At 70.2% G+C, this 13,106-nt stretch carries 15 protein-coding genes; 5 read left to right on the top strand and 10 right to left on the bottom strand.

The window, feature by feature from the left end; translation table 11 throughout:
- Positions 1–63: 63 nt before the first annotated feature.
- The 5 genes from gdhA to CRM89_RS16370 all read right to left on the bottom strand — a co-directional run bounded on the left by gdhA (position 64) and on the right by CRM89_RS16370 (position 6,214).
- A complete protein-coding gene (gdhA, locus tag CRM89_RS16390) occupies positions 64–1,413 on the bottom strand; it encodes an NADP-specific glutamate dehydrogenase (RefSeq protein WP_041560377.1) in 1,350 nt (449 codons plus the stop codon).
- Positions 1,414–1,649: 236 nt separating this feature from the next.
- Positions 1,650–1,991 carry a DUF732 domain-containing protein gene (locus CRM89_RS16385; protein WP_098084828.1) on the bottom strand — a complete coding sequence of 114 codons (342 nt, stop codon included), beginning with the start codon at positions 1,989–1,991 and terminating at the stop codon, positions 1,650–1,652.
- A 286-nt stretch (positions 1,992–2,277) separates the two neighbouring features.
- Positions 2,278–3,279, bottom strand: coding sequence for a ribosome small subunit-dependent GTPase A (rsgA, locus tag CRM89_RS16380; RefSeq protein WP_228791206.1), 1,002 nt, complete (start codon positions 3,277–3,279; stop codon positions 2,278–2,280).
- Positions 3,276–4,589 (bottom strand): 3-phosphoshikimate 1-carboxyvinyltransferase, encoded by a 1,314-nt coding sequence (gene aroA, locus CRM89_RS16375; protein WP_011211124.1) that lies wholly within the window; start codon positions 4,587–4,589, stop codon positions 3,276–3,278. Before aroA ends, rsgA begins: the two co-directional genes overlap by 4 nt.
- 116 nt (positions 4,590–4,705) lie before the next feature.
- Positions 4,706–6,214 (bottom strand): aldehyde dehydrogenase family protein, encoded by a 1,509-nt coding sequence (locus CRM89_RS16370; RefSeq protein WP_060594607.1) that lies wholly within the window; start codon positions 6,212–6,214, stop codon positions 4,706–4,708.
- A gap of 174 nt (positions 6,215–6,388) precedes the next feature.
- Between CRM89_RS16370 and CRM89_RS16365 the strand changes: the two genes are divergently transcribed.
- On the top strand, positions 6,389–7,186 hold the full coding sequence (locus CRM89_RS16365) for an SOS response-associated peptidase (RefSeq protein WP_098084825.1): 798 nt from the start codon (positions 6,389–6,391) through the stop codon (positions 7,184–7,186).
- Positions 7,187–7,204: 18 nt separating this feature from the next.
- On the opposite strand, the gene CRM89_RS16360 is transcribed toward CRM89_RS16365, so the two are convergent.
- Together CRM89_RS16360 and ybaK are read right to left on the bottom strand one after the other, a co-directional pair.
- Complete coding sequence (locus tag CRM89_RS16360; RefSeq protein WP_041560374.1) at positions 7,205–7,522, bottom strand: hypothetical protein; 318 nt, start codon at positions 7,520–7,522, stop codon at positions 7,205–7,207.
- 157 nt (positions 7,523–7,679) lie between these two features.
- Positions 7,680–8,171 carry a Cys-tRNA(Pro) deacylase gene (ybaK, locus tag CRM89_RS16355; RefSeq protein ID WP_086841801.1) on the bottom strand — a complete coding sequence of 164 codons (492 nt, stop codon included), beginning with the start codon at positions 8,169–8,171 and terminating at the stop codon, positions 7,680–7,682.
- A 348-nt stretch (positions 8,172–8,519) separates the two neighbouring features.
- On the opposite strand from ybaK, the gene CRM89_RS16350 reads away from it, so the two are divergent.
- Positions 8,520–9,173: a sigma-70 family RNA polymerase sigma factor gene (locus CRM89_RS16350; RefSeq protein ID WP_076573796.1), complete on the top strand. Its 654-nt coding sequence runs from the start codon at positions 8,520–8,522 to the stop codon at positions 9,171–9,173.
- Between the two features lie 20 nt (positions 9,174–9,193).
- Positions 9,194–9,457, top strand: coding sequence for a mycothiol system anti-sigma-R factor (gene rsrA / locus CRM89_RS16345; protein ID WP_041560373.1), 264 nt, complete (start codon positions 9,194–9,196; stop codon positions 9,455–9,457).
- Between the two features lie 99 nt (positions 9,458–9,556).
- Here rsrA and CRM89_RS32280 read toward each other — a convergent pair whose 3' ends face one another.
- The gene (locus CRM89_RS32280; RefSeq protein ID WP_022597109.1) at positions 9,557–9,631 is read right to left on the bottom strand and encodes a 50S ribosomal protein bL37; all 75 of its coding nucleotides are present in this window, start codon (positions 9,629–9,631) and stop codon (positions 9,557–9,559) included.
- Between the two features lie 92 nt (positions 9,632–9,723).
- Between CRM89_RS32280 and CRM89_RS16340 the strand changes: the two genes are divergently transcribed.
- Complete coding sequence (locus CRM89_RS16340; RefSeq protein WP_041560372.1) at positions 9,724–9,939, top strand: biotin/lipoyl-binding carrier protein; 216 nt, start codon at positions 9,724–9,726, stop codon at positions 9,937–9,939.
- A gap of 21 nt (positions 9,940–9,960) precedes the next feature.
- Positions 9,961–11,475: a sensor histidine kinase gene (locus tag CRM89_RS16335; protein WP_011211116.1), complete on the top strand. Its 1,515-nt coding sequence runs from the start codon at positions 9,961–9,963 to the stop codon at positions 11,473–11,475.
- Between the two features lie 104 nt (positions 11,476–11,579).
- Here CRM89_RS16335 and CRM89_RS16330 read toward each other — a convergent pair whose 3' ends face one another.
- Both CRM89_RS16330 and CRM89_RS16325 read right to left on the bottom strand, forming a co-directional pair.
- Positions 11,580–11,834 (bottom strand): WhiB family transcriptional regulator, encoded by a 255-nt coding sequence (locus CRM89_RS16330; protein ID WP_011211115.1) that lies wholly within the window; start codon positions 11,832–11,834, stop codon positions 11,580–11,582.
- Positions 11,835–12,084: 250 nt separating this feature from the next.
- A complete protein-coding gene (locus tag CRM89_RS16325) occupies positions 12,085–13,032 on the bottom strand; it encodes a diacylglycerol kinase family protein (RefSeq protein ID WP_060594610.1) in 948 nt (315 codons plus the stop codon).
- Positions 13,033–13,106: the final 74 nt, after the last annotated feature.

Here is a 13,106-nt window from a genome sequence, read left to right as displayed (position 1 = left end):
GTAATTCGGGCTGTGGCGGCGGGTGATCCCCTGCCTCGTGGTGGGGCAGGGGATCAGCCGGGGTCAGATGATGCCCAGGGCCAGCATGGCGTCGGCGACGCGGGTGAAGCCGGCGATGTTGGCGCCCGCGGTGTAGCTGCCGGGGGAGCCGTATTCGTCGGCGGTTTCCAGGCAGCGGTCGTGGATGCCGCGCATGATCTCGGCGAGGCGTTCCTCGGTGTGCTCGAACGACCAGGAGTCGCGGGAGGCGTTCTGCTGCATCTCCAGGGCGCTGGTGGCGACGCCGCCCGCGTTGACGGCCTTGCCGGGGGCGAAGGTGACACCGGCCTCGGTGAAGGCGCGCGCGGCCTCGGGGGTGCAGGGCATGTTGGCGCCCTCGGCGACGATGCGGACACCGTTGCGGATCAGGGTGGCCGCGGCCTCGCCGTCGAGCTCGTTCTGGGTCGCGCACGGCAGGGCGATGTCGCAGGGCACGTCCCAGACGGACTGGTTCTCCACGTAGCGGGCGGTGCCGCCGCGTTCCTCGACGTAGTCGCACATGCGGCCGCGGCGGACCTGCTTGAGGTCCTTGAGCAGGTCGAGGTCGATGCCTTTGTCGTCGACGACGTAGCCGCCGGAATCGGAGCACGCCACCACGGTGCCGCCGAGTTGTTCGACCTTCTCGATCGCGAAGACGGCGACGTTGCCCGAGCCGGACACCACCACCTTCTTGCCCTCGAAGCTGTCACCGCGCGAGCGCAGGATCTCGTCGACGAAGAACACGGTGCCGTAGCCGGTGGCTTCCGGGCGCACCTGGGAGCCGCCCCAGGTCAGGCCCTTGCCGGTGAGCACGCCGGATTCGTAGCGGTTGGTGATGCGCTTGTACTGGCCGAACAGGTAGCCGATCTCGCGGCCGCCGACCCCGATGTCGCCGGCGGGCACGTCGGTGTATTCGCCGATGTGACGGTACAGCTCGGTCATGAACGACTGACAGAAGCGCATGACCTCGCCGTCGGAGCGGCCCTTGGGGTCGAAGTCGGACCCGCCCTTGCCGCCGCCGATCGGCATGCCGGTGAGCGAGTTCTTGAAGATCTGCTCGAAGCCGAGGAACTTCACGATGCCCAGGTAGACGCTGGGATGGAAGCGCAGGCCGCCCTTGTACGGACCGAGGGCGGAGTTGAACTCCACCCGGAAACCGCGGTTGATCTGCACGCGCCCCTGGTCGTCGACCCAGGGCACGCGGAAGATGATCTGGCGCTCGGGCTCGCACAACCGCCGCAGGACGGCGCCGTCGGTGTACTCGGGGTGCTTGGCCACGACCGGGCCGAGGCTTTCCAGTACCTCGAAGGCGGCTTGATGGAACTCGATCTCGCCGGGGTTGCGCCGCAGGATCTCCTCGTAGACCTCGTGCAGCTTCTCGTCCAAGACAGCCATGCGGGCGATCTTCCTCCCCGCCTCCACCCCCTTACGCACCGGTCGGTCTGAAAAGTGCGCTGTCTCACACCGCGGCGCGACCGGCGGTGAGGAAGATCCCGTCACCGCGACGCCACCCGGACGCCACCGGAGAAGGCCGAATCGTGGAACTCGACGGCCGCGGGCACCGTGCCCTTCGGCACGGGCCCTGGCTGCCGGGGCTGCTGCGGATCGGTCACGGGAGCGTCCTTCCGGGCTCAGAGGCGGTTGTGCGGGCAGTAGGCGCGGATCGCGGCATCGAGGAACAGGTGCGGGTATTCGACTGTGCCGACGGCGCTTTCGGTGAGATAGCGGTGATCGGCCGGGCTGTTGCCCGCGGTGTCGAGGTAGGCGCACTGGCTGCGGGCGAGCTTGATGGCGGCGTTCTGCACCTCCGCCGGTTCGTCGTCGAAGAAGCTCTCCCGCAGGAACTGGATGTCGGTGGCGCTGCGGGCGGCGGAATTGGCTGCGGCCGAAGGTAGGTCGGGAGCGGCGAGGGCGTAGGCGGTGCCGCCGGCGAGGGTGAGGATGACGCCGAGGGTGACGAGATGCGTGCGCATGGGTCCTTCCGACTGCTGGGCGAGCGAGCGGGGCGGGCGCGGCGGCGACGCGCGTCGCGCCGGCTCCCGCGGTCACTCGTCGGTGAGCGGCCCGAGACCGCGGGCGCCGGGCGTGAACGCTAGCGGCATCCGCGCTCGTCGCGAAGGGTTTCCCGCCGCACCCGCGGCAGCTTTCGGGGGTGCGCGAACTCCGGGTCCGGACTCGCCGCGCGACACCTCCACCGGGTCCGGCAGGCCGGGATATACGGGACGGTCTCGAACACTCGGCGGACGCGGCGAGCCGCGCTCACCACGGGTCGTTGGAGTTCAACGCGACCAGCAGCAGCCGGATGGCGGCCACCCGGCGCTCCTTGCCGGGCAGCTGATCGAGGGCGCACTCCGGGTCGGTGGGCGGCCCGAGATGGGTACAGCCGCGCGGGCAGTCCTCGATCGCCTCGGCCAGGTCGCTGAACGCGGCGATCACGTCGTCGGGGGTGATGTGGGCCAGACCGAAGGACCGCACGCCGGGGGTGTCGATCACCCAGCCGCCACCGGGCAGCGGCAGCGCGACCGACTGGGTGGAGGTGTGTTTGCCCTTGCCCACCCCCGACACCTCGCCGACGGCGCGGTCGGCGTCGGGCACCAGGCGGTTCACCAGCGTCGACTTGCCCACCCCGGAATGGCCGATGAAGGCGGTGAGGCGGTCGGTGAGCAGGTCGAGCACCGGCTCGAGCGGATCGTCGATGCCGCCGTGCACGATGGTCAGATCCAGGTCGTCGAAGGCCTCGGCGAAGGCGGAGTCGGCGACGAGATCACGTTTGGTCAGGCACAGCACCGGGTGCAGGCCGCCCACGTACGCCGCGACCATCGCCCGCTCGACGAAACCGGTGCGTGGCGGCGGATCGGCCAGTGCGACGACGATGAACAGCTGCTCGGCATTGGCGACCACCACCCGCTCGAAGGGGTCGGTGTCGTCGGCCGTGCGGCGCAGCACGGTCTGCCGCTCGGCCACCCGGACGATGCGGGCCAGCGTGTCGGGTCGGCCGCTGAGGTCGCCCACCACGTCCACCTGGTCGCCCACCACGATCGGGGTGCGGCCGAGCTCCCTGGCGCGCATGGCCACGATCCGCCGCTGCGGGTCGCCGTCGAGCACGCAGCCCCAGCGGCCGCGGTCCACCGACACCACCATCGCCTGTTGCGCGTCGGTGTGCTGCGGGCGGATCTTGGTGCGTGGACGCGAGGCTCGGCCCGGTCGAACCCGCACGTCGGATTCGTCGTAGCCTGCGGCGGAACGGCGTGGGCGGCTCAGTGTGCGGCTCCGCCCTCGTCCGTGGCCGCCAGCATCTCCTCCCACAGCTCGACGAAGTTCGGCAGCGTCTTCGCGGTGGTGCCGATGTCCTCGATCTCGATGCCCTCGACGGCCAGTCCGAGAATCGCGCCCGCGGTGGCCATCCGGTGGTCGGCGTAGGAGTGCCAGGTGCCGCCGTGCAGGGGCGCGGGCACGATCTCCAGCCCGTCCTCGGTCTCGGTGACCTTGCCGCCGAGCCGGTTGATCTCGGTGGAGAGCGCGGCCAGCCGGTCGGTCTCGTGACCGCGCAGGTGCGCGATGCCGCGCAGCCGCGAGGGCGAGTCGGCGAGGGCGGCCAGCGCGGCCACCGTGGGGGTCAGCTCGCCGACGTCGTGCAGGTCGATGTCGATGCCCGCCAGCCGATCCGGCCCGTGCACGGTCAGGACGCCGTCGAAGATGCGCGCCTCGGCGCCCATGCGCACCAGGATCTCGCGGATGACGTCACCGGGCTGGGTGGTCAGCCGCGGCCAGTGCGGGATGCTCACCGAGCCGCCGGTGACGGCCGCGGCGGCCAGGAACGGCGTCGCGTTGGACAGGTCGGGCTCGACCTCCCAGTCCACCGCGCGGATCTCACCGGGATGCACGACCCAGGTCTGCTCCGCGCGCGGGTTCTCGGGCGCCTCGACCCGGACGTCGGCGCGGCGCAGCATCTCCACGGTCATCTCGATGTGCGGCAGCGACGGCAGCGGGTTGCCCTCGTGGTGCACGGTGAGGCCGTCGGCGAACCGGGCCGCCGACAGCAGCAGGCCGGAGACGAACTGGGACGAGCCGGAGGCGTCGATGGTGACGGTGCCGCCGCGCAGCCCGCCCTTGCCGTGCACGGTGAACGGCAGTGTGTCGCCGTCGATGTCGGCGCCGAGCCCGCGCAGCGCGTCCAGGATGGTGCGCAGCGGGCGCAGCCGGGCCTGCAGATCGCCGTCGAACGCGACCGAGCCGGTGGCCAGGGTCGCGACCGGCGGCAGGAAACGCATCACGGTGCCGGCCAGACCGCAGTCGACGGTGCCGCCACCGAGCGCCGCGGGGGTGACGGTCAGGGTGTCGGCCTCGCCGGTGATCTCGGTGCCGAGCGCGCGCAGGCCCGCGATCATGAGGTCGGTGTCGCGGCTGCGCAGTGCCCCGGTGATGGTGGAGGGGCCGTCGGCCAGCGCGGCCAGGATCAGCGCGCGGTTGGTGATCGATTTGGACCCGGGCAGGGTCACGGTCGCGTGTACAGGGACATCGACGTGGGGCGCTGGCCAATGAGTCACGGGGTCCATCTTCGCCCATCGCATCGTCGGACACGCGGGCGGATGCGAACTGTGGCCCATTCGACGCACGGCACCGACCCCGCGTCATCGGTGCCGTGCGTCGGTGGCGAGGCGGGGTGCGCCTCGCCGGGTTCGGGGGGCTACTTGTTGCGTCCGTGCAGGAACGGGACCATCTTGCGCAGCAGCTTCATGGTGGAGTCGGTGCGCGAGTAGCTCAGCAGTGCCATGCCGGGGATGGTGAACTTCTGGATCGCGATCGAGTGCGGCCGGGCGAACTCGCGCAGGCCGGGCTCGCCGTGGATGCGGCCGATGCCGGAATCGCCGACGCCGCCGAAGGGCAGGCCGGGGATGGCGGCGAAGCCGAGCACCGAGTTGACCGACGTGGCGCCCACCTTCAGCTTGCGGGCGATCTCGAGGCCCTGTTTCTTGGAGTACACCGACGAGGACAGGCCGTACTTGGACTTGTTGGCCAGCTCGACGGCCTCGTCCACCGAGTTCACCCCGGTGATGGTGATGGTGGGGCCGAAGGTCTCCTCGGTGACGGCCTCGGAGTTCTCGTCCACGTCCACCAGCACGACCGGTTCGATGAACGGGCCCTTGATCGAGTCGGGGCCGCCGAGCACGGCCTTGCCGCCCTTCTGCAGCGCGTCCTCGATGTGGCGGCGCACGATGTCGATCTGGCTCGGCATCGTCATCGGGCCGTAGGCGGCCTTGTCGTCCGAGCCGGGCTTGACGTCGCGCAGGATGCGGGTGACCTCGGAGACCAGCTGGTCCTTGACGGAGTTGTGCACGTAGACGCGCTCGACACCGGCGCAGGTCTGGCCGCTGTTGCCGGTGGCGCCCCACGCGATGGCGTCGGCGGCGGCCTTCACGTCGGCGTCGGGTGCGACGATGACCGCGTCCTTGCCGCCGCACTCGAGCAGCACCGGGGTCAGGTTCTCCGCGGCGGCGGCCATGATCCGCTTGCCGGTGGCGGTGGAGCCGGTGAAGGCGATCTTGTCCACCCCGGATTTCACCAGCGCGGCACCGGTGGCGCCGTAGCCGTTGATCGTCTCGAACACGCCCTCGGGCAGCTCGGGATTGGCCTTCTTGAACGCCTCGGCCAGGAAGTTGCCGATGCCGGTGGAGTACTCGCTCGGCTTGAACACCACGGCGTTGCCCGCGGCCAGCGCGTAGCCGATGGAACCGTTCGGGGTGTAGACCGGGTAGTTCCACGGACCGATCACGCCGACCACGCCGAGCGGGCGGCTCTCCAGGCGGGCGGCGAAGTTCGACATCAGCGCGCCGGGGGCGATCTTCTTGGGCCCGAGCACCTTCTTGGCGTTCTTGGCGGCCCAGGCGATGTGCTCGAGCGCCAGCATCAGCTCGAGGAAGGCGTCGTCGCGCGGCTTGCCGTTCTCCTTGTGGATGAGCTCGGTGAACTCCTCGGCATCGGCGACGAGCCGGCTCGACCAGCGCAGCAAGTGCTTGCGACGCTCGTCGAAGCTCAGCGCGCCCCACACCTCGGCGGCCTCGCGGGCTTTGGCGACGGCCGCGCGCACCGCGTCCTCGTCGGCGATCGGGTAGGTGGCGATGACCTCGCCCGTGGCCGGGTTCACCGACTTCAGCGTCGTGTCGGGGGCGGCTGGGGCGGTCTCGGTGGTTGTCACGTGGGGGCTCTCCTCTTGCCTCGTGCGTTGGCCGGTCGGTGCGCGTGCCGGAGCGGAAGGGTGTGATCTGCAGCCCATCCGTTGAGAGAATGCTAAGGCAAAACTCTCACCAGGTCACCCACTATCCCTCCATTGTCCTCGCGGCTGTCGGTGGGAGGTGCCACTATCGGAAATATGTGCGGACGATATGCGACCACGACGAACCCGGCCCGGCTCGCGGTCGAACTGGACGCGATCGACGAGACCGGCGGCGACGGAGCCACGCCGACAGGCGATTTCGCCAACTACAACGTCGCGCCGACGAACCGGGTGCTGACCATCGTGTCCCGGCACGACCGCGAGCACCCCGACGACGACCCGACCCTGCGGATCCGGCGGATGCGCTGGGGCCTGATCCCGGCGTGGACGAAGGCGGCTGAGCCCGGCGTGCCCGCGAAGGGCAAACCGCTGTTCAACGCGCGCGCCGACAAGGCGGCGAGCACGCCGTCGTTCCGCGACGCGGTGAAGTACCGGCGCTGCCTGGTCCCGATGGACGGCTGGTACGAGTGGCTGGTCGAGCCGGACCCGGCGGGCGGGAAGAAGGTCGTCAAGCGCCCCTACTTCATGACCGACGCCAACGGCGGGCGGCTGTACATGGCGGGTCTGTGGTCGGTGTGGCGCGATCGCGCGCAGCCTGCGAGCGAGCCGCTGCTGTCGTGCACCATCCTCACCACCGACGCGGTCGGCGACCTCGCCCGCATCCACGACCGGATGCCGCTGCCGATGCCGCGCGCGCACTGGGACGCCTGGCTCGACCCCGATCACCCCGCCCCCGCCGAACTGCTGGCGACGCCGGGGGAGGACGTCGTGCGCGACATCGTCGCGCGGCCGGTGTCGCCGCTGGTGAACAGCGTGAAGAACAACGGACCCGAACTGCTGGCGCCGGTCGACGAGCCCGCGGCGGAGCCGGCCGGGCAGATCAGCCTGTTGTGACCGCCCGGCCGGGTGCGGCTACAGCGGGCAGGGCACCGATTCGGTGGCGAGATTGAGTCCGCACTTGACCACGCCGGTCACCAGGTCGATCACCTCGGTCACCACCGCGCCGCCCAGATCCTCGGCCTTGCGCGCCCGCTCGTCCTCGGCCCGGTCGGTGCCGCCGGGGGCGTCGTCGGCACCCTGACCGTCGAAGGGCATGTCCACCGGGACCGCCGCGGGGCCACCCGGCACGGCCAGGGCCGAGGGCGCGGCGACCGGGGCCAGCGCGAGAGCCGCGGCGAGAGCAGGAACGACGAGCGCGCGCCGCGAACGGCGGGACAGACGGGCGGACATTCGCATCACATCCTCGGGTCGGACGACTCGGACCATGCTGGGTTACCGCGGAATCAGTAACGCACACCGAGGCGGGCACGTCGCGTCCGCGCGGCGTGTCGCGCGGCGATTCGCCTGCGCGGGGACGCACGGGTGCGGCGGTGCCTGGCGCCGTCGGTCAGGCGGTGACCGGCGCGGTCACCGCCTCGGTGAGGCGCACCAGCTCGGCGGGTGCCAGTTCGATCTCCAGGCCGCGCCTGCCCGCGCTGCACAGCACCCGGTCCCACCGCAGCGCGGACTCGTCGATCACGGTCGGCAGGGCCTTGCGCTGGCCGAGCGGGGAGATGCCGCCCAGCACGTAGCCGGTGCTGCGCTCGGCCTTGGCCCGGTCGGCCATGCTCGCCTTCGGTGCCCCCAGCGCGGCGGCCGCGGCCTTGAGCGAGAGGGTCTGCGGCACCGGGAGCACGGCCACCGCGAGCGTTCCGGTGGACAGTTCGAGGACCAGGGTCTTGAAGATCTGCGCGGGCTCGACGCCGAGGTCGGCGGCCAGCGCGTCCACCGCCTCGGTGCCGAAGGACTCCGCGCGCGGATCGTGCTTGTAGGAGTGCACGCGATGGGCCACACCGGCCTTGGTCAGCGTGCGGATCGCGGGGGTCGACGCGCCTGCCATGCCGACACCTTAGGGGCGCGCCGCGCGTCCGCCGCAACTCGTTTTCCGCCGCGCGCACGCGCGAGGGGCGGTACGCGACGCGACCACGTCCGCCTTTCGGTCTCGGCGGCCGCCGTCCGGGTTTCGGGAACACCGCGCGGACCGATCATGTTGCATGCGATACGGCCGCGGCGCCGGGACCGCCCGGAATCGTGCCGGAAACCGTTGGACGATGCGAAGGAGATGCCGGTGTCGGTACTGCTCGACGAGCGCCCGCTGTGGACCGCGGTGTCACCGACGGACGCCGGGTTCCCGCTCGATGGTGACTTGCCGGTAGATTTGGCAAGGACGCCGATCGAAGGGACAGGTGTGACGAGCGACGATGACGTGGTGTCCGACGCCGGCACGGCGGACGCCGAGACGGCCGGCACCCCCGTCGACGAAGCCGAGCTGGCGCAGCGGTTCGAGCGTGACGCGCTCCCGCTGCTCGACCAGCTCTACGGCGCTGCGCTGCGCATGACCAGGAACCCGGCCGACGCCGAGGACCTGGTCCAGGAGACCTACGTCAAGGCGTTCCAGGGCTTCAAGTCCTTCAAGGAGGGCACCAACCTGCGTGCCTGGCTCTACCGGATCCTGACCAACACCTACATCAACTCCTACCGCAAGAAGCAGCGCCAGCCCGCCCAGTACCCGACCGACGAGATCACCGACTGGCAGCTGGCCGCGACCGCCGAGCACACCTCCACCGGCCTGCGCTCGGCCGAGGTGGAGGCGCTGGACGCGCTGCCCGACGACGACATCAAGGCGGCGCTGCAGGAACTGCCCGAAGAGTTCCGGATGGCGGTGTACTACGCCGACGTGGAAGGTTTCCCCTACAAGGAGATCGCCGAGATCATGGGCACGCCCATCGGTACGGTGATGTCCCGGCTGCACCGCGGCCGCAAGCAACTCAAGGGTTTGCTCGCCGACGTGGCGCGCGAACGGGGGTTCAACCGCAGTGAGCGCCAGGAGGTCAAGCAGTGAGTGTCGAGCGCGACCCCGATATGGAGCTGGACTGCACGGCCGTGCTGGCCGACGTGTGGCTGATGCTCGACGGCGAATGCGACGACGCCACCCGGGCCCGGCTGCAGCACCACATGGACCACTGCTCGCCGTGCATCGAGGCCTACGGCATCGAGGAGAAGCTCAAGAGCCTGCTCAGCCGCAAGTGCGGCGGTGACAAGGCCCCCGATTCGCTGCGCGATCGGCTCAAGATCGAGATCCGCAGGTCGGTGACGATCACCGGCATCGAGACCACCGAGGCCTGAGCGCCCCCGAACCGAACCGAGCGGCACGCCTTCTCCGGGGGAGAGGCGTGCCGCTCGGTATCGATACCGGCAACGGCCGAGATCCGGCCGCCGGCGTGCTCAGGCGTTGGGCCGCTTGCCGTGGTTGGCTGCGTTTCCCTTGCGACTGCGCTTCTTCCGTCCGCGCTTACCCATCGGTATCTCCTCTCTGATTGAAGCCCATTGTTTCATGTGTGGTTGGCTGTACCGTCGGCGGATACTAGGCGAACCGATTCGAATGGGGTGTCATGGCTGAGGAAGTGCGCGCGGAGATGGTGTCCACGGTGCTGACCGTGGAGGTCGCGGTCGGCGACAAGGTCGAACAGGATCAGACGCTGATCCTGCTGGAGTCCATGAAGATGGAGATTCCGGTGATCGCCGAGGTCGGCGGCGAGGTCACCGCCGTCGAGGTCGAGCCGGGCCAGGTGCTGCAAGCGGGCGACCTGATCGCCGTCATCTCCTAGCACGCGGGGCGGTAGACCCACGTGGCGACACTGAGCGAACTCCTCGCCGAGCACACCGACCTACCCGGCCTGGCCGTGGACCACCTGCAACGGGTGGTGGGCGACTGGCAGCTGCTCGCGGACCTGTCCTTCGCCGATCTGCTGCTGTGGGTCGGTGCGGGACCGGTGGAGGACGGGGCGGACATCGTCTGTGTCGCCCAGTGCCGCCCGACCACCGCCGCGACCGTGCACGTCGAGGACATGGTGGGCACCGTGGCCTCGCGCGCGGACCATCCGCAGGTGTTCGAGGCACTGCTCACCGGCAAGGTGGTGCGCGCCGACAGCGCGGGGGAGGCGACCGGGGTCTACCACCCGCACCCGGTGCACGCGGTGCGCGAGGCGGTGCCGGTGCGGTGCGGCGACAACGTGATCGCGGTGCTCTCCCGCGACACCGACATGCAGCGGTCCCGGGTGCGCAGCACGCTGGAGATCGCCTACGTCGCCTGCGCCGACGACCTGTGCCAGATGATCGCCGAGGGCACCTTCCCCACGCCGGAGGACCGGGCGGCGACCCATTCCAGCCCGCGCGCGGGGGACGGGTTCATCCGGCTGGACACCGAGGGCATCGTCGTCTACGCCAGCCCGAACGCGCTGTCGGCCTATCACCGGATGGGGCTGCAGAGCGATCTGGCCGGGCAGGATCTGGCCGAGACCACCCGCTCGCTCATCACCGATCCCTTCGACGCCCAGGAAGTGGTCGGCGACATCCAGGCCGCGCTGGCCGGGCGGACCGGGCGCCGCATGGAGGTGGAGGCGCGCGGGGCGACCGTGCTGCTGCGCACCCTGGTGCTGCGCCCGCACGGCAAGCTGGCCGGCGCCGCCGTGCTGGTCCGTGACGTCACCGAGGTGAAGCGGCGCGACCGGGCACTGCTGTCGAAGGACGCGACGATCCGCGAGATCCACCACCGGGTCAAGAACAATCTGCAGACGGTCGCCGCGCTGCTGCGGCTACAGGCCAGGCGCACCGAGAACGAGGAGGCCCAGGTCGCGCTCACCGAGTCGGTGCGCCGGGTGACCTCGATCGCGTCGGTGCACGAGATGCTGTCGATGTCGGTGGACGAGGAGGTCGATCTCGACGAGGTCGTCGACCGGCTGCTGCCGATCATGGCCGATGTCGCCACCGTGCACACCACCCGCATCAAGGTGCGCCGCGCGGGTTCACTGGGCGTCTTCTCCGCCGAGCGGGCGACCCCGCTGGTCATGGTGCTCACCGAGCTGGTGCAGAACGCGATCGAGCACGCCTTCGACTCCGGCCAGACCGGTACCGTGACGATTCGCTCGGAGCGGTCGGCCCGCTGGCTGGACGTGATCATCAGCGACGACGGGCGTGGCCTGCCGCCGGGCTTCAGCCTGGAGGCCTCCGACCGCCTGGGCCTGCAGATCGTGCGCACGCTGGTCACCGCGGAACTGGGCGGTTCCATCGGCCTGCACCCCGGTGCCGATGTCGGCACCGACGCGGTCCTGCGGGTCCCCCTCGGCCGCCGATCGGGCCGCTAGAAACGGGCACTGACATACAACAGCCCGGCACTTCGTACGCGAGTGCCGGGCTCTATCGCGCTACCGGGCCTCCACCACCGGCCCGGTAGCTCCGTGTCGTCGGCTCAGACGACGGTGCGGGTGCGGGTGCGGGCGTTACGCCGCTTGAGCGCCCTGCGCTCGTCCTCGCTCATTCCACCCCAGACGCCCGCGTCTTGTCCGGACTTCAGGGCCCAGGACAGGCAGTCGGCGGTGACGGGGCAGCGAGCGCAGACCAGCTTGGCATCGGCAATCTGCGCGAGCGCCGGACCACTGTTTCCCACCGGGAAGAACAGTTCGGGGTCCTCGTCGCGACAGATGGCCTTGTGGCGCCAGTCCATTCCTCTGCTCCTTTGCTGGGCGCCGCAAGGGGCGCCTGTCGTTTGTGGATCGTTTACTTGTGCGACCTGAATGTTTCCGCACGGTTGCTTGTGAATGCTTTCACGAACACCGTAGATGTCAATAGGTTTCCGGTGCACCGTGGGGAAGCTCACGCGATCGGGGTCCCCGCATGGGGTTCCCGCCCGCTCCTTTGTACTCGCTCCGCCCGGTTCGTGCAGCACAACCGGGACTTTTTTCACACTTGCGAGGTCACTCGCGTGGCCGCGGGGCCACCACGTCGAGTACCCCGGGGACGGCGGTGAAATCCACCACGTTGCGTTTCCCGATGAAGTCGCCGTCGATTTGCAGGCCGATCGGCTCCTTGGCCTCGATATGCACCGCCGGGACGTCGTCCTCGCGAAACAATTTGCGGGAGTGTGGGTTTCCCTCGGGGGCCAGCAGTTGCCCGGCCACGAACAGGGTCGGGGCCAGTGCCATCGACCGCATGGCGAACACGCCGAGGCCGGACTCGAACGTGGTGCCGGGATTGGTGCGCACCGGCGTGGAGTTCAGATAGGTCCAGGGATTGGTGTTCGTCACGAAGGCGTAATGCACGTCGTCGACCGGATCGTGTCCGGGAATTTCGATTCGGGCCTGTGGCGCATGTCTCCGGGCGCGGAAGAATTGTCGAACTGTTGTTCGAAGATAGCGTGCGGGAGTCGCGGCGTGGCCTTTGGCGCGGCTGGCGTCGATGGCCTCGCACACGTCGGCGTCCAGGCCGACGCCCGCGCTGAAGGTGAACCATCGGTCGTCGGCCAACCCGAGGCCGATGCGGCGGTCGCGGTCGAGGGTCAGCAGGTCGATCAGCTGGTTGGTCGCGGTGACCGGATCGGGGGAGATGCCGAGGGCGCGGGCGAAGACGTTGGCCGAGCCGCCGGGGATCACGCCGAGGCGCGGCCGCCAGATCTGGTCGTCGTCGAGCGCGGGCAGCGGCAGGAAGCCGTTGATGGTCTCGTTGACCGTCCCGTCGCCGCCGTGCACGACGATCAGGTCCAGCTGGTTGGTGGAGGCCCACTGGGCGAGTTCGGCGGCGTGGCCGCGGTGCTGGGTGTGCGCGACGGTCAACTGGGTGCGGCTCTCCAGCGCGTGGGCGAGCAGGTCGCGCGTGGCCGGGGTGGTGGAGGTGGCGTTCGGGTTGACGATCAGCAGCGTGCGCACGCCAGGCAGCCTAGTTGCGGGTACGGCCGCGCCGGGCATCCGGCCGACGGCCCGCGGACCGGTCGGCGGCGCCG

Source organism: Nocardia sp. FDAARGOS_372, from assembly GCF_002554515.1.
Classification (GTDB): domain Bacteria; phylum Actinomycetota; class Actinomycetes; order Mycobacteriales; family Mycobacteriaceae; genus Nocardia; species Nocardia farcinica.
The sequence above is the reverse complement of the archived record's forward strand: the minus strand, read 5'-3'. Positions and strand labels throughout refer to the sequence as shown.